At 72.3% G+C, this 19,587-nt stretch carries 18 protein-coding genes; 3 read left to right on the forward strand and 15 right to left on the reverse strand.

Going from position 1 to position 19,587, the window contains the following annotated elements:
* Positions 1-48: 48 nt before the first annotated feature.
* The 6 genes from topA to AB0C03_RS14045 form a co-directional block, all read right to left on the reverse strand.
* Positions 49-2,886, reverse strand: coding sequence for a type I DNA topoisomerase (gene topA / locus AB0C03_RS14020; protein WP_030334236.1), 2,838 nt, complete (start codon positions 2,884-2,886; stop codon positions 49-51).
* Positions 2,887-3,235: 349 nt separating this feature from the next.
* The gene (locus AB0C03_RS14025) at positions 3,236-3,988 is read right to left on the reverse strand and encodes a hypothetical protein (protein WP_030334233.1); all 753 of its coding nucleotides are present in this window, start codon (positions 3,986-3,988) and stop codon (positions 3,236-3,238) included.
* Positions 3,979-4,518, reverse strand: a complete 540-nt coding sequence (locus AB0C03_RS14030) for a nucleoside/nucleotide kinase family protein (RefSeq protein ID WP_030334232.1) — start codon at positions 4,516-4,518, stop codon at positions 3,979-3,981. The genes AB0C03_RS14025 and AB0C03_RS14030 overlap by 10 nt, the downstream gene beginning before the upstream one ends.
* A 103-nt stretch (positions 4,519-4,621) precedes the next feature.
* Positions 4,622-6,982, reverse strand: coding sequence for a sodium-translocating pyrophosphatase (locus AB0C03_RS14035; RefSeq protein ID WP_030334230.1), 2,361 nt, complete (start codon positions 6,980-6,982; stop codon positions 4,622-4,624).
* 316 nt (positions 6,983-7,298) lie between these two features.
* Entirely contained in the window at positions 7,299-7,736 is a 438-nt protein-coding gene (locus tag AB0C03_RS14040; RefSeq protein ID WP_030334228.1) for an ATP-binding protein, read from the reverse strand.
* Positions 7,733-8,089 (reverse strand): STAS domain-containing protein, encoded by a 357-nt coding sequence (locus AB0C03_RS14045; protein ID WP_030334225.1) that lies wholly within the window; start codon positions 8,087-8,089, stop codon positions 7,733-7,735. The genes AB0C03_RS14040 and AB0C03_RS14045 overlap by 4 nt, the downstream gene beginning before the upstream one ends.
* Positions 8,090-8,277: 188 nt before the next feature.
* Between AB0C03_RS14045 and AB0C03_RS14050 the strand changes: the two genes are divergently transcribed.
* From AB0C03_RS14050 to AB0C03_RS14060, 3 genes are all read left to right on the forward strand, one after another.
* The gene (locus AB0C03_RS14050; RefSeq protein ID WP_400448221.1) at positions 8,278-10,713 is read left to right on the forward strand and encodes a DEAD/DEAH box helicase; all 2,436 of its coding nucleotides are present in this window, start codon (positions 8,278-8,280) and stop codon (positions 10,711-10,713) included.
* Between the two features lie 99 nt (positions 10,714-10,812).
* Positions 10,813-11,022 (forward strand): hypothetical protein, encoded by a 210-nt coding sequence (locus AB0C03_RS14055; protein ID WP_030334221.1) that lies wholly within the window; start codon positions 10,813-10,815, stop codon positions 11,020-11,022.
* A gap of 164 nt (positions 11,023-11,186) precedes the next feature.
* Positions 11,187-11,765, forward strand: coding sequence for an LURP-one-related family protein (locus AB0C03_RS14060; RefSeq protein ID WP_357636929.1), 579 nt, complete (start codon positions 11,187-11,189; stop codon positions 11,763-11,765).
* 559 nt (positions 11,766-12,324) lie between these two features.
* Here the strand turns inward: AB0C03_RS14060 and AB0C03_RS14065 are convergent.
* From AB0C03_RS14065 to AB0C03_RS14105, 9 genes are all read right to left on the reverse strand, one after another.
* Positions 12,325-12,744 (reverse strand): Rv3654c family TadE-like protein, encoded by a 420-nt coding sequence (locus AB0C03_RS14065; protein ID WP_357636932.1) that lies wholly within the window; start codon positions 12,742-12,744, stop codon positions 12,325-12,327.
* Positions 12,744-13,139, reverse strand: coding sequence for a TadE family type IV pilus minor pilin (locus AB0C03_RS14070; RefSeq protein ID WP_357637398.1), 396 nt, complete (start codon positions 13,137-13,139; stop codon positions 12,744-12,746). Before AB0C03_RS14070 ends, AB0C03_RS14065 begins: the two co-directional genes overlap by 1 nt.
* 47 nt (positions 13,140-13,186) lie before the next feature.
* The gene (locus AB0C03_RS14075; protein WP_081883916.1) at positions 13,187-13,354 is read right to left on the reverse strand and encodes a DUF4244 domain-containing protein; all 168 of its coding nucleotides are present in this window, start codon (positions 13,352-13,354) and stop codon (positions 13,187-13,189) included.
* A gap of 23 nt (positions 13,355-13,377) precedes the next feature.
* Positions 13,378-13,959 (reverse strand): type II secretion system F family protein, encoded by a 582-nt coding sequence (locus tag AB0C03_RS14080; protein WP_051708656.1) that lies wholly within the window; start codon positions 13,957-13,959, stop codon positions 13,378-13,380.
* A gap of 212 nt (positions 13,960-14,171) precedes the next feature.
* The gene (locus tag AB0C03_RS14085; protein ID WP_357636935.1) at positions 14,172-15,467 is read right to left on the reverse strand and encodes a hypothetical protein; all 1,296 of its coding nucleotides are present in this window, start codon (positions 15,465-15,467) and stop codon (positions 14,172-14,174) included.
* Complete coding sequence (locus tag AB0C03_RS14090; RefSeq protein WP_030334209.1) at positions 15,464-16,675, reverse strand: TadA family conjugal transfer-associated ATPase; 1,212 nt, start codon at positions 16,673-16,675, stop codon at positions 15,464-15,466. Before AB0C03_RS14090 ends, AB0C03_RS14085 begins: the two co-directional genes overlap by 4 nt.
* A complete protein-coding gene (gene ssd, locus AB0C03_RS14095) occupies positions 16,672-17,775 on the reverse strand; it encodes a septum site-determining protein Ssd (protein WP_030334207.1) in 1,104 nt (367 codons plus the stop codon). The genes AB0C03_RS14090 and ssd overlap by 4 nt, the downstream gene beginning before the upstream one ends.
* 220 nt (positions 17,776-17,995) lie before the next feature.
* A complete protein-coding gene (locus AB0C03_RS14100; protein ID WP_030334205.1) occupies positions 17,996-19,003 on the reverse strand; it encodes a CU044_5270 family protein in 1,008 nt (335 codons plus the stop codon).
* On the reverse strand, positions 19,003-19,557 hold the full coding sequence (locus AB0C03_RS14105) for an RNA polymerase sigma factor (RefSeq protein WP_245233678.1): 555 nt from the start codon (positions 19,555-19,557) through the stop codon (positions 19,003-19,005). The genes AB0C03_RS14100 and AB0C03_RS14105 overlap by 1 nt, the downstream gene beginning before the upstream one ends.
* Positions 19,558-19,587 lie beyond the last annotated feature (30 nt).

Genomic DNA, 19,587 nt, shown 5'->3' on the forward strand with positions numbered 1-19,587 from the left:
CTGGGAGTCGGACCGGCGCGGGCACCGATCGGTTGGCTCGCGCCGGGGTTACTCGCTGCTGGTGGCGGCCTTGCGCGGGGCGGCCTTCTTCGCCGGGGCCTTCTTCGCCGCCGTCGTCGCCTTGGCCGTCGTCGTCTTCTTCGCAGCCGTGGACTTGCTCGCCGCGGCCGTCTTCTTGGTGGCCGTGGCCTTCTTCGCGGGCGCCTTCTTCGCCGCCGCCTTCTTCCGCGGCGCCGGACCCTTCGCCCGCTTCTCGGCGAGCATCTCGGAGGCTTCCTCCAGGGTCAGCGCCTCCGGGGTCTGCCCGCGCCGCAGCGACGCGTTGAACTCCCCGTCGGTCACGTACGGGCCGAACCGGCCGTCCTTGATCACCAGCGGCTTCTCGGTCGCCGGGTCCACGCCCATCTCGCGCAGCGGCGGTGCCGCGGCTCGCCGTCCACGGGCCTTCGGGGCGGCCAGCAGAGCCAGCGCCTCGTCGAGGCCGACAGTGAACATCTGGTCCTCGGACTCCAGCGAACGGAACTCCTCGCCCCGCTTGACGTACGGGCCGTACCGGCCGTTGTTCGCGAAGACCTCGACGCCGTCCGGCGCGACACCGATCAGCCGGGGAAGGCTGAGCAGCTTGAGCGCCTCCTCCAGGGTCAACGAGTCCGGTGTCTGCGTACGCAGCAGCGACGACTTCCGCTCACCACTGGAGACGTACGGGCCGAACCGGCCGGACTTGAGCACGATCGGCTCGCCGGTGGCGGGGTCGTCGCCGAGCTTGCGCTCGCCGCTGCCGCCGAGGAACAGCTCGTGCACCTTCTCCGGGGTCAGCTCGTCCGGGGCCAGGCCCTCAGGGATCGGCGCCCGGTCACCCTGGCTGCCGCCCTCCTCGCCCTCACCCGCTGCCGGTGCCGGCTGCTCACCGCCGGGCAGCTCCCGTTGCAGGTACGGCCCGTAGCGGCCGACCCGCACCACCACCTCGCGACCGTCGTCGTCGGTGAAGAGCGGGATGGAGTTGACGCTGCGGGCGTCGATGTCGCTGAGGTTCTCGGTGACCAGCTTCTTGAGCCCGCCGGAACGGGCGATGTCCTGGTCACCGGCACCGTTGGAGCTGCCGAAGTAGAACGCGGTCAGGAAGTCGACGGCGGCGTGGTCTCCGCCGGCGATCTCGTCCAGCTCGTTCTCCATGGTGGCGGTGAAGTCGTAGTCGATCAGGCGGGGGTAGTGCCGCTCCATCAGCCCGATCACCGCGAAGGCCAGGAAGGTCGGGATCATCGCCTGGCCGCGCTTGGTGACGTATCCCCGGTCCTGGATCGTCTGCATGATCGACGCGTAGGTGGACGGGCGGCCGATGCCCAGCTCTTCCAGGGCCTTGACCAGCGACGCTTCGGTGTAGCGCGACGGCGGCTGGGTGTGGTGGCCCTGCGCGGCCAGCTCGTCGGCGGTCAGCGGCTGGTCCTTGGCCAGGGTGGGCAGCCGGCGCTCGGCGTCCTCGGCCTCGGCGTTCTCGTCGTCGCTGGACTCGACGTACGCACGCAGGAAGCCCGGGTCGGTGATGGTCTTGCCGGTCGCGCCGAAGTCGGCTTCCTCCTGCGCGGTGGAGACCGCCCGGATCCGCACCGACACGCTGGAGCCGACCGCGTCGGTCATCTGCGAGGCGATGGTGCGCCGCCAGATCAGCTCGTAGAGCTTGAACTCCTCAGCGGACAGCTCCTTGGCCACCTCGCCCGGGGTGCGGAAGTTGTCCCCCGCCGGACGGATCGCCTCGTGCGCCTCCTGCGCGTTCTTCACCTTGCCGGTGTAGCGGCGCGGCTCCGGCGGAACGCTGCGCTCGCCGTACAGCTCGACGATCTGTCGACGGGCCGCCGAGATGGCGGTCTCCGACAGGTTGACCGAGTCGGTACGCATATAGGTGATGTAGCCGTTCTCGTACAGGCGCTGCGCGGTGCGCATCGTCTGCTGCGAGGACAGGCGCAGCTTGCGGGCCGCCTCCTGCTGGAGGGTCGAGGTGATGAACGGCGCGTACGGGCGACGACGGTAGGGCTTCTCCTCGACCCGGGTGACGGTGAACGGCCGCCCGTCGAGGCGGGCCGCGAGACCCCGGGCACCACTCTCGTCGAGGTGCACGACCCCGGCGCCGGCCCGGACGCGACCGGTGGTCGGCTCGAAGTCCTTACCGGTGGCGATCCGGTCGCCGTTCAGGGCGATCAGGGTGGCATTGAAGCTGCGCGGACCCTCGCCGGCGTTGGCCACCGCCAGGGTGGCCAGGATGTCCCAGTATTCGGCGGTGCGGAAGGCCATCCGCTGGCGTTCCCGCTCGACCACGATGCGGGTCGCCACCGACTGCACCCGGCCCGCCGAGAGCCGCGGCATGACCTTCTTCCACAGCACCGGGGAGACCTCGTAGCCGTACAGGCGGTCGAGGATCCGGCGCGCCTCCTGGGCGTCCACCAGATCGCGGTCGATCTCCCGGGGGTTGGCCACCGCCGCCTGGATCGCCGGCTTGGTGATCTCGTGGAAGACCATCCGCTTGACCGGCACCTTGGGCTTGAGCGTCTCCACCAGGTGCCAGGCGATCGCCTCGCCCTCGCGGTCCTCATCCGTGGCCAGGAGGATCTCGTCGACCTCCTTGGCCAGCTTCACCAGCTTGCTGATCTGCTGCTTGCGGTCGGCGGAGACGACGTAGAGCGCGTGGAAGCCGTTGTCGACGTCCACCCCGAGCCGGGCCCAGGGCTCCTTCTTGTATTTGGCCGGCACGTCGGCGGCGTTGCGCGGCAGGTCGCGGACGTGACCGAAGCTGGCCTCCACGACGTACCCCGGGCCGAGGTAGCCCGAGATCGTCTTGGCCTTCGCCGGTGACTCGACGATGACCAGACGGGTGGTTCCAGCGTTGCTCGGCACGTCTCTCCCCGACCTCACTCCTGCTCGTGGCCTGCCGGCGCCCGGACAGCGACCGCTTTCGACCCCGCCGTAGCACCGGCGGTCCGGATGTCCAACGTAACGCGTTGCCCGCGATTCGGGTTTCGCGGGCCGCAAACCGCTTCGACGCGGCGGTCGACACCGCCCCGCCGCGCTCGGCACTGCCGGACGGCGCCACCGTACACCGTGAGTAGGGCTCGAAGCGGGTCACTGTGACGATGGCGGACTCACGACCGAGGTCCGACCCGCCCGTTTTCCGCCTGGATCGACCCGCCGGCTGTCCGGCACCGGACACCCGGACGCCGCCGCCGACCTGGGCGAAATGACCGGTTCACTGCCGAGCGGGCCAGGCGTCGACCGGTGCCGCAGGCGGCGGTCCGCCGACCAGCTCGGCGAGTCGGGCCAACCGGCGGCGTCCGGCGATCCGGTACGCCGGGCCACCCTCCGCCGGGCCGACCAGCGTCCCGGCCAGCCCGGCCGCCGCGAGCGCGACGCCGATCGACTCCCAACACTCCTGGTCGTCGGGGCCCAGCCGCAACAGGTAACAGTCGGGAGGCTCCGGCGTCCCGGCGGCGGCGAGCCACAGCCGCAACCGCCGGCCGGTCAGGTGGAAGGCCGCCGGCGGGCGTTTCGTCGAACCGTTCAGCCAGGCGGCCGCGAGCGGCTTCAAGACCCGGGTGTACGACGTACGCACGGCGTGTCGCTCGCCCTCGATCGGCTCCCAGCTGGCGGCCAGCCCGCGCGACGCCAGTTCGGCGACGAGCACGTGCACCCGCCACGCGGCGTCCACCCGCACCGAGAGCCGGGCGGTGCCGCCCATCCGGACCACCTCAGCCGGCCCGGCGAGCAACCCGGCGAGGTCGGCGACGGCCGGTTCGGCAGCGTCCGCGCCGAAGAACACAAGTTGCCGGCCCGCGTCGTCACCCGGGGCCGGGCCGTTCACTGGGGAGCCGTGTTGCGACGGGCCGTTCCGCGGCGCGCCGCCACGGCGTCGCCCGGGAGTGGGCGTGTCGGACTCGGGCGCGGGGAACAGCGCCGGGGGCGGCTGCGCCTTCCCGGTGTCACCGAGCCCGCTCAGCGACACTCCGGCACCTCGTCGAATGCCTGTTTCAACTCCTCGGAGTTGAGTTTGCTGGTGTCCAGCGCGCTGGCGTCGTACTCCTTGTTGAGCGTCTCCACCGCGGCCCGCACGCCGTCGTAGAAGACGGTCGGCTCGCCGGTGCCCAGGCCGTCGATGGTGTCCCGGGCACGGCCGTACGCGTCCCGCATCTTCCCCAGCGAGCTGCGGAAACCCACGGAGATGGCCTCGCCGTTGTCGGTCTCCGGGATGCCCGCCTTCTCCACCTTGCGGCGCGCGGCCTCGCTGGCCTGCTCCGCCCCGTCGAAGAGCCGCACCAGGTTCTCCTTGGCCTGCGCCGGCGTGGTCTGCGCGGTCATCTGCTCATCAGTGCTGCTGGTCAGCTTGTTGATCTCCAAGCGCCACGGGGTGAGCGCGCCGCAGACCGAGGCCGCCCAGGCCCGTGGGCTGGGGCCGCCGCCGCAGCCGGCCAGGACGACGATCGTGGCCAGGACCACCGTGAGCTTTCCGGCGGCAGACGCCCGGCACGTACGCATGCGTTGCAGCGTACGGCCTTTGGCCAGGTGTGGCACCGGGCCGGACGGCCGGGGTCCCCGGTCGACGGAGCGCGTCGACCGGGGACCCCGGGCCGTTCCTGGGTCAGGCGTTCACCGTCTCCGGACGGTGATCGGTGCTGCCCGCGCCGGTGTTGCCATCGGCGTCCGAGTCGGACATCGCGATGCCCTTGCGCTTGCTGAACACCACCGACGCCACGATGATCAGCGTCGCCACCAGCGCGATGCTGACGCGCAGGCCGACGTTGCGGTCGTCGCCGACGCTCCAGGCCACCACGGCGGGCGCGATCAGCAGCGAGACCAGGTTCATCACCTTGATCAGCGGGTTGATCGCCGGGCCGGCGGTGTCCTTGAACGGGTCACCGACGGTGTCGCCGATGACAGTGGCGGCGTGCGCCTCGGAGCCCTTGCCGCCGTACGCGCCGTCCTCGACCAACTTCTTGGCGTTGTCCCAGGCCCCACCGGAGTTGGACAGGAACACCGCCATCAGGGTGCCGGCACCGATCGCACCGGCCAGGTACGCGGCGAGCGCACCGGGCCCGAGGCCGAACCCGACAGCGATCGGCGCCAGGATGGCGAGCAGACCGGGGGTCATCAGCTCGCGCTGCGCGTCCCGGGTGCAGATGTCGACGACCTTGCCGTACTCCGGGCGCTGGGTGCCGTCCATGATGCCGGGCAGCTCACGGAACTGCCGGCGGACCTCCATCACCACGGCACCGGCCGAGCGGGACACCGCGTTGATGGCCAACCCGGAGAAGAGGAACACCACCGCCGCGCCGATGATCAGGCCGACCAGGTTGCGCGGGTTCGCCACGTTCAGCGAGTTGAGGATCTCCGTCCCGACGTCGCCCACGCCAGCCGTCGCGTACGCGCTGCGGAGCGAGTCGGTGTACGAACCGAACAGCGCGGTCGCGGCGAGCACCGCAGTGGCGATCGCGATGCCCTTGGTGATCGCCTTGGTGGTGTTGCCGACCGCGTCCAGCTCAGTGAGCGTGCGAGCGCCGTGCTCGTCGAGGTCACCGGACATCTCGGCGATGCCCTGGGCGTTGTCGGAGATCGGCCCGAAGGTGTCCATCGCGACGATCACGCCGACGGTGGTGAGCAGGCCGGTGCCGGCCAGCGCCACCGCGAACAGCGACAGCGTGATGGAGCTGCCGCCGAGGAGGAACGCCCCGAAGACGCCGGCGCCGATCAGCAGAGCCGAGTAGACAGCCGACTCCAGGCCGATGCTGATGCCGGCCAGGATCACCGTCGCCGCACCGGTCTGCGAGCTCTTGCCGATGTCCTGCACCGGGCGCCGGTTGGTCTCGGTGAAGTAGCCGGTCAGCGCCTGGATCGCGGCGGCCAGCACGATGCCGATGACCACCGCGCCGATGGCGACCAGCCGGGGGTTGCCGGGCGCGTCGGTGAGCCCGCTGTCGAACTCGCCGAAGGTCGCCGGGAGGTACGCGTAGGCGGCGATCGCCACCAGCACCGCGGAGAGCACCGCCGACAGGTAGAAGGCCCGGTTGATCGCGGTCAGGGCGTTGCGGTCGGTCGCGCGCAGCCGGGTGATGAAGACACCGACGATCGCGATCAGCACGCCGATGGTGGAGATGATCAGCGGGAAGACCAGGCCCTCCTCGCCGAACGCGGCACGGCCGAGGATCAGCGCGGCGACAAGCGTCACCGCGTACGACTCGAACAGGTCGGCGGCCATGCCGGCGCAGTCACCGACGTTGTCGCCCACGTTGTCGGCGATGGTGGCGGCGTTGCGTGGGTCATCCTCGGGGATGCCCTGCTCGACCTTGCCGACCAGGTCGGCGCCGACGTCGGCGGCCTTGGTGAAGATGCCGCCGCCGACCCGCATGAACATCGCGAGCAGCGCGGCGCCGAAGCCGAAGCCCTCCAGCACGGTCGGCGCGTCACCCCGGTAGAGCAGGACGACCAGCGCGGCACCGAAGAGGCCGAGGCCGACGGTGAAGAAGCCGACGACACCACCGGTGCGGAAAGCGATCTTCATGGCCGCCTCGCGGCCACCTGCTCGCTCTCTCGCGGCGGCGGCCACGCGCAGGTTGGCACGGGTGGCCAACCACATGCCGGCGCCGCCGATGAACGCGCTGAACAGGGCGCCCACCACGAAGAAGAGTGAGCGGCCGATCTTCACGGCGAGCTCACTGCCGTCGGTGTCGTGCACCGGAAGCAGGAAGAGCAGCACGACGGCGATGACGACGAAGATCGCCAGGGTGCGGAATTGACGGAGCAGGTAGGCCGAGGCGCCCTCCTGGACCGCCCCCGAGATCTCCTGCATTTTCTCGGTGCCCTTACCAGCGGCCAGCACCGTTTTCGTCAGGGCGGCAGCGAAACCGAGCGCCACCAGCGCGACGACCGCGGCGATGACGACGTAGGTGACATTGCTTCCGGTAAGGGAAAGCCCGCCGCCGTCGGCGGCCAAGGTCTCGGACATCTGTGTCCTCCTGTTACCGAACAATCGCGCCGGTGAGTGGAGACGCACTGACCGACGCCTGGATGCGGACTCGCAAGCGCGCGCCAACCCACCAGCGGACCAGCGATGACCACCCATACCCGCTGGCTGCGGGATGGGTCACTTGCTGACAACCCGGGTACTGTAGCCCTCCTCAGTGTTGGAGGTCACACCCAGGTGGCACCGTGTCGCGATGATCTTCGTCGCTGTGTTATGAAACGAAATCTGATATAGGGCCCGGTCCATGCAAAGAAGGCCGCATCCCCAGCTGGGGACGCGACCTACGCAGCGGAACCGTTCAGCGGCCGACCGGCCACACCATCCGTACCTCGGTGCCGATGCCCTCGTCGACCGGGCGCACCTGCAGGTCCTCGACGAAACCGGCGAGCAGCGCGAAGCCCACGCCGGTGGTCAGCGCCTCGTCGGTCAGCGACTCGTTGGCCAGCTCGTCCGGCGGCAGCGCGGTCAGACCGATGCCCGCCTCGATCGGCGCCCGGTCCACCACCCGCACGGCGTACGAGCCACCGTCGGACATCTCCACTAGCACCGGGTCGGCCAGGCCGTACTGCCGGTGCAGGGCGACCGCGCGGGTGCACGCCTCACCGATGGCCAGGCGCACCTCGTCCAGCAGGTCCTCGCGGACCCCGGCCCGTCGGGCGACGGCGACGCCGACCAGACGGGCGGTACGCACGTGCACCGGCGCGGGCGAGAACGAGAGCTTGACTGTCGCCATCACGCGCCGGCGCCCGCCGAGTCGGCGCTGACCGCCGCGTCGACAGTCGGGTGCAGCGGAAACACCTGGTCCAGTGCGGTGATCCGGAAGATCTTGAGCAGGGGCTCCTTGTCGCAGACCAACGCGAACGAACCGCCGGCGGAACGGAGCCGCTTGAGCGCGCCGACCAGCACACCCAGCCCGGTGGAGTCGAGGAAGTCCACCCGACCGAGGTCGACCACCACGTGACGCGCCCCACCGTCGATCAGCTCGAGGAGCCGTTCACGGAGCCGGGGTGCGGTGTAGACGTCCACCTCACCACCGACCTCGAGCACCGTGTGCTCGCCCACGGTGCGGGTCGCCAGTGACAGCTCCATCGGTCCTCCTCGCCAGAGCCGTAAACTCTCGTGGGCATCTAACCACTACCGCCGGGGCGGCCTGCGGACGCCAGCGGAGGCTTCCCCTTACCCCGGCGTCCGACTTTTCATCTCCGAACACCAGTGCGAGAGTGCAGGGCGTGACCTCCAACGACTTCAGCTCCGCGCGCCACGCACCGCGCGACGACCTGGAGTCGTCGTCCGCGGCCACCGTATCCGCTGGTCCCGGCCCCGGGCCAGCGCCGGTCGACCTGCTGCGCCGGCTGCGCGCCCGGGGCGCCGCCGACCCGGTCACCCACGTCGAGCGGGTGCCGGCCCGCACCGGAGTGCCCGCACCCTGGCCGTCGTGGGCACCGGCGCAACTGCGCACGGCGTTCACCGGGCGCGGCGTGGTCGCGCCCTGGCAGCACCAGGCCGAGGCGGCCACCCTGGCGTACGAGGGCCAGCACGTGGTCGTCGCCACCGGCACCGCGTCCGGCAAGTCCCTGGCGTACCAGCTGCCGGCCCTGGCCACGCTGCTGGCCGACCCCCGGGCCACAGTGCTCTACCTGGCGCCGACCAAGGCGCTCGCCGCGGATCAGTTGCGCGCCGTCGCCGCGCTGGAACTGGAAGGGGTACGCCCCGCCTGCTACGACGGCGACACTCCACGCACCGAGCGGGAGTGGATCCGCCGGCACTCCCGGTTCGTGCTGACCAACCCCGACATGCTGCACCACGGCATCCTGCCCGGGCACGCCCAGTGGTCCGGCTTCCTGCGCCGCCTCGCGTACGTGGTGATCGACGAGTGCCACACCTACCGGGGCGTGTTCGGCTCGCACGTCGCGCACGTGCTGCGTCGGCTACGCCGGCAGTGCGCCCGGTTCGGGGCCACCCCGGTGTTCGTGCTCGCCTCGGCGACGTCCGGCGACCCGGCCACCGCGGCCGGGCGGTTGACCGGCCTGCCGGTGACGGCGGTCACCGAGGACGCCTCCCCCCGGGGCGGGGTGACCTTCGCGCTCTGGGAGCCGCCGCTGCTGCCACCCGACGCGGGCTCGTCCCCGCCGGTGCCACCAGCCTCGTCGTCCCCGGTGCCGCCGCAGGCGACCGGCGACGACCCCTCCCGGTCGGTGCCGCCGCAGGGCGGCGGTGACCACGACGACCTCCGGCAGGTCCGCCGGTCGGCGCTGCGCGAGACTGCGGACCTGCTCGCCGACACCGTCGCCGAAGGGGTACGCACCCTCGCGTTCGTCCGGTCCCGCAAGGGCGCCGAGGTGGTGGCCGCCAACGCGCGTCGGGCGCTGGACGACGCGGTGCCGGGGCTCGGCGACCGGGTGGCCGCCTACCGGGGCGGCTACCTGCGGGAGGAGCGGCGCGAGCTGGAACGCGCGCTGCTGCACGGCGACCTGCTCGGCCTGGCCTCGACCAACGCGCTGGAGCTGGGCGTGGACCTGGTCGGGCTCGACGCGGTGCTGATCTGCGGCTACCCGGGCACCCGGGCGTCACTGTGGCAGCAGGCGGGCCGGGCCGGGCGTTCCGGGCAGGAGGCCCTGGCGGTGCTGGTGGCGCGGGACGACCCGCTGGACACCTACCTGGTGCACCACCCGGAGGCGATCTTCGGGGCACCGGTGGAGGCCACGGTGCTCGACCCTGCCAACCCGTACGTGCTGGCCCCGCAGCTCGCCTGCGCGGCGGCGGAGGCACCGCTCACCCCGACCGACCTGGCGCTCTTCGGCGACGGGGCGAAGGAGGCGGTCGACGAGCTGGTCGCGGCGGGGGCACTGCGGCAACGGCCCACCGGTTGGTACTGGCGGCACCGGGAGCGACCCGAGGTGGACCTGCGCGGCGAGGGCGGCGCCCCGGTCGCCGTGGTGGAGTCGTCGACCGGCCGGCTGCTCGGCACCGTCGACGGCGGCTCCTCACACTTCCTGCTGCACCCCGGCGCGGTCTACCTGCACCAGGGCGTCTCGTACGTGGTCGACCAGCTCGACCTCGTCGACGGGTGCGCGCTGGTGCACGCCGAGGAGCCGGACTGGTCCACCCACGCCCGCGACGTCACCGACCTGTCGGTGGTGTCGGTGCGTTCCTACGTGGACGCCGGGCCGGTCGGCATGTTCCTCGGCGAGGTGGATGTGACCAGCCAGGTGGTGTCGTACCAGCGGCGGCGCATCGCCACCGGCGAGGTGATCGACACCCGGCCGCTCGACCTGCCGACTCGGGAGCTGCGTACCGTGGCGGTCTGGTTCACCCTGTCGCCGCAGTCGTTGACCCTCGCCGGGGTCCAGCCGGCCGAGGTGCCGGGTGCGTTGCACGCCGCCGAACACGCCGCGATCGGCCTGCTGCCGCTGATGGCCACCTGCGACCGCTGGGACATCGGCGGGCTCTCCACCGCACTGCACCCGGACACCGAAGCGCCGACCGTCTTCGTCTACGACGGGCACCCGGGTGGCGCCGGGTTCGCCGAGCGGGCGTACGGGACGGCGGCGGCGTGGCTGCGGGCCACCCGGGACGCGATCGCGGAGTGCGGCTGCGAGACCGGATGCCCATCCTGCGTGCAGTCACCGAAATGCGGCAATGGCAACAACCCCCTCTCCAAACCGGACGCGATCCGGGTGCTCGACGTGGTGCTGGCCAACCTGCCGCGCTGAGCAGCTTGCATGAACCGGCATGGCACGGGGCACAATGATGTGGGAGCGCTTCCATCGATGCCTTTGTTGCTGATCGCCCCCCGTGCCCGAGGAGAAGCTGTGGCCGACACCATCGCCGAGACCGTCGACCTGCTCTACACCATCGACCAGGACAATCTCACCCTCGACCAGCAGATCGCGCTGGGGTCGGCACTGGCCGCCCTGGCCCAGGCGGAACGGCTGGAACAGATCAACGAGCGGCTGCGCGGCATCCACCAGGTGCTCAACACCTGGGCGCTGCGGGCCGCGACCTCCGTCGACAGTCGCTGAGGTCTGCCGGGGTGATCCTGCAAGGGCACCAGTGATCACTCCGGGCTGGGTAGTCGTCCGACGGGCTCGACGACTACCCAGCAGCAACTGATCATGGACCGCAGGGGGAGCGACGGTTGTCGGGCTGTGCGAGACTCCGGCGCACCAACCCCAGAGGAGTTCAGATGCAGCTCGACAACTTGCAGGGCCAGCACCAGTTCCACATTCGCCAGCGCCTGCGCATGATGGTCAACCAGTACGAGGTCCGGGCGGTCTCCCCGGACGGCAGCGAGGGTGAGCTGTTGGCGTTCGCGCAGCAGAAGCGGCTCGCCTTCAAGGAGCAGGTGACCATCTACACGGATGACTCCAAGCAGCAGCCGCTGCTCGGTTTTAAGGCCCGCCAGCGCATCGACCTCGGGGCCACGTACGACGTCACCGACGCGGCCGGCAACCCGATCGGCCTGTTCCGTAAGGACTTCGCCCAGTCGCTGCTGCGCTCCACGTGGCACGTCGAGCAGGCCGGTCTGCCGCAGGTGACCGGCCAGGAGCGGAGCATGCCGGTGGCGCTGCTGCGTCGATTCGTCGACTCGCTGTCCTGGCTGCCGTACCACTTCGACTTCACCGTGGGCGGCCAGCCGGTCTTCTCCGTGATCAAGAAGTGGGGCCTGCGCGACAAGTATGTCGTCGAGGTGCAGCACCCGCAGATCGACCGTCGCCTGGTCATCGCGATGGCCGTCGCCCTCGACGCGCTCCAGTCCCGCTGACGCACCCGGCCCGGACGAGGGCAGTGCGATGGCCCTCAGCGGTCGCCGTCGTGGCCACCCATCCTCGGCTGCCGGCCGGGACCTGGACCTCGACCAGTCCCGGCCGGCCCGCACTCCCGGGACGGCAGTCCGTTGGACCGCACTGCCCCGGCCGGCCATCGGACCACACTGCCCCCAGCCGGCAGAGCGTTGAACCGCACTGCCGCCGGCCGGCAGGCCATCGGACCGCGCTGCCCCAGACGGCCCGCCGCTGGTGACTCGACCCCCTGACTGGTCTGGTCGCCCCTTTGGAGCTGATGCCGTAAACGCATCGCCCTTGATGTCGTATGCGATTCAGCTCCAAGCACCCACCAATCCGACGAGGACCCTTGGTTCCTTCGACCATGCGTCAGCCCGGGCTTCCGCTCGGAACGTGGCGGTCTTGCCGACGTAGTGCACCGGCGGCGGCCCTTTGACGCCGCGATGCGGGCCAAACCCCTCCCTCCACAGGCCGCGCCCGCCCTCCACAGAACGCGCCCTGCGCTGGCCGCGGTGGTTAGTAGAGACGCCACCGCGAGGGTCAGCCCCGCACCGGGCCGGCACGGGCGCTCGCCGCAGCCACCCGGGTCAGGCCGGGTAGCGGCGTGAACGCCACCTCGACTGTCACCAGCACGTCCAGCCCGTCGAGGTGACAGCTGACCAGGCGGCCGTCGTTGCGACCGGCGAGGTCGGACGCGGACGCGCAGGCCACCGCGTCGCCGTCGAGCGCCCGGGCCGCGCCGGCCAGCGCGCCGAGGTCGGCTGCCACAGCCGCCCGCTGACTCGCCATGCCGGCGGCGACGATGGCCGCGCCGAACGTCCCGAACAGCACGAAGACGAGCCCCATCGCCAGCAGCAGGATTGTCGCGCCACCGCGTTGCCGGTCCCGCCGGCGAGCAACAGGGCCTCCGGCAGCCGGTGGGTCACTGGCGTGCCGTGACGGATCCTCAGTTCGCGGCACTACCAACTCCCCTCGTCTGCACCCGGTTCGACGGCGGCGACGGCGGTGGCGACCACGGTGATGCGGGGTAGCCGCCCGCCCAGCGTCCGGACGGGTGCCCGTACCGTCGCGTGCGCCCGGTCGCCTTCGACTGACACCGACACCGCCGCCCCCGGCGGCGCCGCACGGCCACCCTCCGCGTCGCCGTCCGCGCCCCGGGCGGCGGCGAGCGCCGCCTCCCGGGCCGCGTGCAGGCAGCCCGCCTGCGCGCTGACGGCGTTGACCGCGGTCAGGCCGGCAAGCAGGAGCAGAAGCAGCGCCGGCAGGCCGGCCGCCAGTTCGGCGGTGAAGGACCCCCGGTCCCCACCAGCGGCCCGGACGAGGAGGCGACATCTGCGCCCGCCGCCTGCCGCCAGCCCGGGAACGCTCGATCCTGACCGACGGCCAGCCCGCCGGCGCCTGATCACTTCAGTGCCCGGTCGATGACAGCGGTCAGCGCCGACTGGACGTTGCCGGAGGTCAGCACCTTCAGCAGGATCCCGGCGAAGGCGACCGCGGCGAGGGTGCCCACGGCGTACTCGGCCGTGTTCATTCCGGCATCGCCGCGCAGGCGAGCGATGAGTTTGCGCATGACTGTTTTCCCTTCTCGATGGGTCAGAGCACGTCGCCGAGAACGGCGACGATCACCGGCACGAGTCCGGCGAGAATGAACGCCGGCAGGAAGCACAGCCCCAGCGGCAGGACGATGAGCACACCCGCCCGGCGGGCCGACGCCTCGGCGGCGGTGGCCCGGTCGGCGCGCAGGTCGTCGGCGAGCCGGGTCAGTGCGCCGGCCAGGGCGGCACCACTGTTGGCTGAGCGCAACGCCGCCGAGGTCAGCCGATCCGCGCCGGGCACTCCGTCCAGGGCGGACCACGCCTCCGCCGGACCACCACCGAGCAGCAGCGTGCGGCCCACCCGGGCCAACCGGCCGGCGAGCGGCCCGTCCAACGCCTCGGCGACGGCCAGCACCGAGCGGTCCACCGGGGCGCCCGCCCGCATCGCCGCGGCCAGGAGGTCGGCGGCGAGCGGCAGGTCGGCGGCCTCCTGCTGCCGCCGCCTGCGCGCAGCGGGCGACTCGATCCGCCGCAGCAGGACATCGAGCAGGAACGCGGCCGGGACGGCACCGAGCAGCCCGAACCAGCCCCCGACGACGATGGCCACGGCGAGCCCACCCAGCACCGCCACGAGCCGGATCGCGTCCGGCCGCCGCCGACGGGCTGAGCTGGGCTGGCCCGCTCCACTGGGCTGGCCCGCTCCACTGGGCTGGCCCGCTGCATCAGGCTGACCCGTTGTGCTGGGCCGGCCCGCTGCACTGGGCTGGACCGCTGAGACCTGCTGGCCCTTTGAGACCTGCTGGCCCCTGCGTTGGTTTGCTGGGCCGGCCTGGCCGGCAGGGCGCCGGGCCGTCATCCGGCCCGCCCCGGGGTCGCGCCCAGCCGTTCCGCCCAGAGGAGACCCACCGCCTGAAGAGCGACCGCGGCAACGGCGCAGGCACCTCCGACTGTGCTGTGCAGGAGCACCGCCATGGGGTCGACACCGATGCCGTAGCCCAGGCCGATCCCGCCGATCGGCAGCGCCGCCAGTAGCCAGGCGGTAGCCCGCGCACCGGCCGCCTGGGCTGCCGCTGCGGCCAGGCCCCGATCGGTCGCCCGGGCGTCCGCCTCGATCCGTTCGACGAGCTCCGCCAGCGGCGCGCCGGTCCGGTCGGCCAACCGCACCGCCGCCGACGTCAGCTGGCGGAGCCGGCCGGCCCCGTCACGCTCCACGGTCGCGACGTCGAGCGCACGTGCGACGGGCAGCCCGGCCCGCAGGTCCGCCGCGAGGCCGCAGAGCTGGTCCAGTCCACGCCGTCGGGTCCGCTCGGCGCTCCGGTTCAGTCGCCAACGCAGCACGGCGCGCACTGCCAGCGTGCCGTACCCGGCCATCGCCACCGCCGCCACCGGACCACCGACCACGGCGCCCACAGCGCCGCCGAAGAGGCCGACCAGTGGCAGCACCCGGGTCGCCGATCGGGAGATGCGCACCGACGGTGGCGTACCCGGCGTTCTGCCGGTCGGGCCGACGCGCAGGTCGTCGTGGCGATTGGCGATCGCCCATCCGCCGGCCGCCGCCGCACCGGACACGTCGCCCCGACAACCCGCATCCAGGTCGCCGTGCCCGTCGGCGGTTGCCGGGCCGGGGACGCCGGGCGGACCGTCCCCGTCCCCGTCGCTGACACCGATCGTGACCGTGGCCGCCGACGCAGGCCGTTGTTCCACGTCGAGCATGGTGGTGGCCTCCTCCGGCCGGGCGCTGCCGATCGGACGTCGGGGATCTCGACGGGCCGGCGGACGCGTCGGGCCCTCCGGACGGGTGAAGCCGCCTTTCGCGCCCGGCCACCTCGGGCTGCGGATGACGTCCCGGTCGGGCCAGCCGAGCGCCGTCCGCCTTCCGTTGACACCGGCAGCGGTACCCGGCTCATCGGTGATCCGGACCGGATGACCCGAGGTCGGGGCAGCGCCGGTGCGGTCGACCAGCAAGTCCGGAGTGCTGCCCAGTTCCCTGATCCACTGCACCAGGGCGTCATCCGGATCGAGACCGCCGGCCCTCCGCCCCGGCGTCAGCACGCGACGTCGACGGGCCCGCACGCTCCGTACGGGCCATGCCACCAGGGCAGCGGCAACCAGGAGCAGCGCCGCCACCAGGATCGTCCGGGCGGTCATGCCGGACCCGCCGATCCGGGCCACGGCTCGCTGAGGATGGGCGGCACCGCCACCCCACGCTCCCGCAGCAGCGCCCCGAGGGCACGGGCGGCGAGCCCGAGCCCACCGCCGCGCACCCAGGCGGGCACCACTGTCACCATCCGTTCGGGCCCCTCGGGCAGCAGCAGGCAGACCGACTCCAGGACCCGGCCCTGATCGCCGCGTCGCACCTGGAACAGCACCTGCAACGCGGCCGCCACCTGGGCGTGCAGCGCGGCGCGGGGCAACCCACCCAACATGCCCAGGGCCTCCAACCGGGCCGGCACGTCGGACGGTGTGTTGGCGTGCAGCGTGCCGGCACCCCCGTCGTGACCGGTGTTGAGCGCGGCCAGCAGGTCGACCACCTCACCGCCCCGGCACTCCCCGACCACCAGCCGGTCCGGGCGCATCCGCAACGCCTGCCGCACCAGGTCCGCGAGACTGACCACGCCCGTGCCCTCCACATTGGCGGTACGCGCTTGCAACCCCACCACGTGCGGATGCCCCGGACGCAGCTCGGCGGCGTCCTCCACCAGCACGATCCGTTCGGTGGCCGGCACCATCCCCAGCAGCGTGTTGAGCAACGTCGTCTTGCCCGAGCCCGTGCCACCGGTCACCAGGTACGCCAGCCGGGCCGCGACGACGGCGGCGAGCAGTGGTGCCAGCGGTCGCGGCACCGTCCCCTGGCGCACCAACTCGTCGAGGGTGAACGGCCGATGCCGGAAGGTACGGAGGGAGAGGTACGGACCTTCGGTGGCCACCGGCGGCAGCACGGCGTGCAGTCGGGTGCCGTCGGGAAGGCGCGCGTCCGCGTACGGGGAGCCGTCGTCGAGTCGCCGCCCGGCGCTGGCGATCAGCCGCTGCGCCAGCCGGCGGACGTCGTCCACCGAGCCCAACGGAACGGCGACCTGATGCAGCCCCGAACCCCGGTCGACCCAGACCCGAGCGCCGTTGACGAGGACGTCGGTGACCTCCGGGTCGGCGAGCAGCGGCGCCAGCGGCCCAGCGCCGACGAGGTCGTCGCGTACCCGGTCGGCGATGCGCAGCATGGCCGTGTCACCGAGCACCGCGGCGGTTGGCTCGGCCCGTACCGCGGAGACGATCGCCGCCGCGGTGACCGGGGTGGTGGCGGCGGCGATCCGCTGCCGCACCCGGGCGGCGAGCGTGCCGTCCTCCGGCCGGCCGGTCATGCCGCACCAGTGGCCGGCACGCCGGTCAGGTCGGTGACGATCCGTTGGCAGAGTGCTGCCAGTGGGCCCTTTCCCCCGGCGGCCGGCGCCTCACCCCGCTCCAGCCCACGGCAGAGCCCCGGCTCGGGGCGCAGCGTGCCGGCCAGCGGAAGGCCCAACGCGCGTGCCACCTCCGCCGCCCGCAGCCGCCCCGGGGCGGGCCCACGCACCACCACCGAGAGCGCAGCGCAGTGCGGGGCGGCTGCGGCCACCACCCGAGTGGCCGCCGCAGTGGCGCGCAACTCGGCCGGCACGACGACGAACGCCTGGTCGGCGGCCTGCAACGCCACCACCGCCGCGTCGTCGAGCTGTCGGGGCAGGTCGATCACCACGAAGTCCCGCCCACGCCGGGCGGCGTCGACAGTCGCCGCCATCGCGGTCGCCGGCAATGCCAGCATCTCGCCGCGATCCCAGGAGAGCACCACGAGATCACCCCGACTGGGCAGGGCCCGCACCAACGCCGGCGCGTCCACCCGTCCGTCGGCGGAGGTCAGCGACGGCCAGCGCAGGCCTTCCAACTGCTCCCAGCCGAGCACGAGGTCGAGGCCACCACCGAGCGGATCGGCGTCGACGAGGAGGGTGCGCAGCCGGGCCCGGGCGGCGGTCACCGCGAGGCCACCGGCGAGCACGCTCGCGCCCGCACCGCCCCGACCACCGAGAACCGCGACGACCCGAGCGCCGACGCCGGCCGGACGGTCCGGATCATGTTCGGCGAACCGATCCACCAGCCACGGCTCCGCGGCCGGCAGCACGGCGACGTGCTCGGCCCCGATCAGCTCCGCCACCTGCCAGCCGGGGTCGAGCTGACCGGCCCGGCCGACCAGCACCAACCGGGGCCGCTGCGGCAACCGAGCCCGCAGACACGCCTGCGCCTGGTCGGCGCCGAGCAGCACCAGAGGTGCGGGAAGCCAACGGGTACGGGCAGCCGCCGCGTCGCGGGCGAACTCCACCTCCGTCCCGCCGACGGCGGCGAGCCGGAGCACATCATCGAGCAGATCGTCGTCGCCGGTGACGACCAGCGGAAGCCGGCGGATCGGCGGAACCGTGGTACGGGGTGGCATCGCGGCCTCCAGCGGTCGGGCTCTGGTATGCCGCCGACCCTGCTCGGAATCCGCCCCACGAGCCGCCCCGATGCCGTCGCCTGTGGACAACCTGGTGGCCTGTGGAAAACCTCCGCTGAGACAGTTGATCTGCTACGAGCGCGGGCAGCTGCGCAGCTACCGCCGCTGCGGTGAAGACAGCGGGGCCGCTCCCGAGCGGAGCGGCCCCGCGAGTCGGTGGTCAGCCGGGCTGATTTGTCCAGGCGGCATCGAGGATCACCTCGTACGAGCTGATCCGCATGGGCGACAGCGTCAACAGCTCATGGGCGAGCAATTCGCCCGTCCTCGGATCGAAGATCAGAAGAGATTGCTGGTCGTGTTCGCGGTCGTCGAAGGTGACGGCGACTCCATTGCGGCCGGCGCGGTCCGTGACCTGCCCTCGCCAGCGGAAGCCGGGCACGTCGGCGAGAACCCGCAGGACCGCCGCTCGGGTCGCACGCGGCACGACGTACTGCCCATAGAGCGTGCCGACCCACTTGCTCGCCGACCCCGCGCCGTACTCGACCTTCAGCCGCTCCCGCAGCTCGGACGGGTCGGCCGACGGCTGCCTGAGCTCCTCCGGCGGCAGCGGCATGACGCTCGGTGCGGGGGTGCCGGTGGCTGCTGGTCGCCCAAGGCTCTCGCGCTGCCAGTAGTCCCGAGACTCCTGGTCGGGGTACTGCGGCTCCAGTTGGGTCCTGACTTGGTTACCGGTCCCGTCGACGGCCTGCCAGAGCTTCGTCTCGCTGGCGAAGGCCACGTGGTGGCGGCCGTCGGCTGAGGTCATCACAGGATCGCCCCACACCTTCGTGTGGTGGTACATGTAGCGCCCGCTCTGGTGGTCGTACGCCGCGTCTTTGATCTTGTCGGCCAGCATGCGCAGCTGCGGGCCGGCGGCCGGCGGATCCGCGTCGAACTGGTACGCGACCGGCACGAGCACCAACCCCGCTGCCGCCGGTTCGCCCGGAGTGTCCGGTGCGCCCTCGCCGAGCGGCTGGAGCACCGCCACGGCACCGGCCGCGACAGCCAGCGTCCCGGCCGTCAGGACCAGCCGGCGGGTCGGGCGTACGCGACGATGCCCGGCGGCCGTGTCGGTAGCGCCGGCGCGGTCGATCAGCTCGCGCGCCGAGACCAGCGGTGGTTCGACGGCGGCGGTTCGGGCCGGGTCGGCCGGGCCGAGAAGAGTACGGGTGCGCTCTGCTCCGAACATCACAGATCCTCTCGAATGGTCACCAACACCGGGCTACGACGGGTCTGCGCGGGCCGGTCCGCCATTGCGTCGGCCAGACGACGCCGGGCGCGATGGAGCCGCACGGCCGCGGTTGGTCCGGTGCAGCCGAGCACCTTCGCCGCCTCGGAGACCGTCAACTCCTCCCAGCCGACCAGCCGAAGAATTTCCTGATCAAGCTCGTTGAGGGTGGCCAACGCGGTCCGGACGTCCGCGACCCCGACGGTCGTGTCCGCACCCGGCGATCCGGCCAACCGCGCAAGGTCGACATTGGTGATCGGGAGAAGATCCGGGGCGGCACGCCGCGACCGCCACTGGTTCGCCAGGAGACGACGAGCCACCCCGTACAGCCAGGGAAGACTGCGGTCAGGCACCTCTACGCGGCGACGCCAGGCGACGACGAAGACGTCCTGCGCCAGCTCCGCCGCGGCATCCCCGTCGATGAGCCGACGCAGGCCGTATCGAACGATGTGCGCGTACTCGGTGGCGTAGAGACTGGTGAACCAGTCCTCGTCCCGCTTCTTCGGTGGACCCACCCGAACCCCCATTGCCTCGGTGACTCTCAC

Source organism: Micromonospora parva (genome assembly GCF_040649675.1).
In the GTDB taxonomy this organism is placed as follows: domain Bacteria; phylum Actinomycetota; class Actinomycetes; order Mycobacteriales; family Micromonosporaceae; genus Micromonospora; species Micromonospora parva.